At 38.4% G+C, this 1,872-nt stretch carries 1 protein-coding gene and 1 rRNA gene; one reads left to right on the top strand and one right to left on the bottom strand.

Features of this window, described 5'->3' with window-relative positions; translation table 11 throughout:
- Nucleotides 1-135 precede the first annotated feature (135 nt).
- A complete protein-coding gene (locus VIO64_RS08850) occupies nt 136-1,599 on the top strand; it encodes a glycosyl hydrolase family 8 (RefSeq protein WP_331917256.1) in 1,464 nt (487 codons plus the stop codon).
- 174 nt (nt 1,600-1,773) lie between these two features.
- On the opposite strand, the gene rrf is transcribed toward VIO64_RS08850, so the two are convergent.
- Nucleotides 1,774-1,872 (bottom strand): 5S ribosomal RNA (gene rrf, locus VIO64_RS08855); the annotation flags it as partial.

The following is a 1,872-nucleotide window of genomic DNA, read 5'->3' on the forward strand; positions in this document are numbered from 1 at the left end:
GCAGCCCACTCACCTTCCCGTGATTTGTAGTTTACCGAAACCCCTATGGACTGATTATAAAATAAAAATCACTCAGCAGCACCGTTTTCATTACGTTTTGTGCCTTGAGTGAAGCGAAAGGAATGGATTATATTTATGAAAAGATTCTTGCAATACATAACCACAATCATTTTACTTGTATGCCTGGTGCAAGCTAATATATACTCAGCTGAAACAGCATCTTTACCTTCTACGAATCCTTATCCTTATGGTATTAGTTCTTTGGCGTCTGATCAGGCAAGTACCAATGCAATGCTATTAAGAGATTGGGAAGAATGGAAAAGCAAACGTATTACCTCAATCGGAGCAGGCGGTTACAGAAGAGTACAGACCTCCGAGAATCAGGAGTTTACAACATGCTCAGAAGGTATGGGCTATGGTATGCTTCTCTCTGTTTATTTTAACGAGAGGTCTTTGTTTGATGACCTTTATCGTTATGCTAAGAAATACTTTAATGGGCATGGACTAATGGATTGGTCTATTGATACAAACGGAAAAGTTGTAGGAACAGGACCTGCTACAGATGGTGATGAGGATATGGCAACAGCCCTTGTGTTTGCCCATAAAAGATGGGGTTCAAGCGGTACTATTAACTACGAACAGGAAGCAAAAAATTATATAAATAATCTTTATAGATATTGTGTAGAGCCTGGAACTTATGTTTTGAAACCTGGTGAATGGGGAGGTTCTGATGCTTTGAATCCGTGCTATTTTGTTCCTGCTTGGTATAGAATTTATGCAGACTTTACAGGTAATCAAGATTGGCTAAAAGTTGTAGATAAGTCCTATGAGATAATAATTAATCAAATCGCAAAATATAACAATGGAACAGGATTAGTTCCAGACTGGTGTAAGGCTGACGGGACGGCTCAAACTCTAACGGTTTGGAATGGTAGTGCAAAGTATGAATATAGTTATGACGCAGCACGAATGCCTTGGAGAATTGCATTGGATTATTCATGGTACGGTACTCAAAAGGCTAAGGAGTACTGCGATAAAACAAGTGCATTTTTTAAAACAGTTGGCGTTACAAATATTGTAGACGGTTATTCTCTGACAGGTCAAAAAATTGGCTCGTATCATAATCCTACATTTGTAGTTACCGCTGCAGCAGGATGCCTAACAGGGTCGGATCTGAATTTCGGAAGGAGCATGTTTAATGAGTCTGTTAATCTTAAGGATTCAGAGCCTTATGACTATTATGGAAATACTTTGAGAATGTTGACCTTAATGTATATGTCAGGTAATTTTCCGAACCTTTATTCAACAACCATTAAACCTACAAATACCCCTACTAATACTCCAACAAATACACCTACAAGCACACCTACAACAAAACCTATCAATACCCCTACTCCAACCAATAATGTTAAGCAGGTACCTGAGGACATAAATGGAGATAGGGCTGTAAATATGGCAGATGTTATATTAGTGGCTTCTCATTTCAATACTACTGCTTCAGAAAGTAACTATGACAAGAACTGTGATTTAAATAATGATGGTGTTATTAATATGAACGATATTATAATGATTGCTTCAAAATTTAACTACACATATTAGCAATATTGTTTCTATCCGAGGTAAACGTCCAGAACTTGCTGAAGTTGCATGACCGTTTACGAGTAAGTTAATATTATCTCCTAGAAAAATTTGAGAGATAACCTAGGAAGTTTTATGACCAATGTGATGCACGCAAACAGAGCCTTATGCTTTTGGCATAAGGCTCTGATATAAATCTGGCGACTACCTATTTTACCAAGACGCGACCGTCTAAGTATCGTCGGCACTAAGAAGCTTAACTGCCGTGTTCGGGATGGGAACGGGTGTGACCTT

The organism is Pseudobacteroides sp., from assembly GCF_036567765.1.
Classification (GTDB): domain Bacteria; phylum Bacillota; class Clostridia; order Acetivibrionales; family DSM-2933; genus Pseudobacteroides.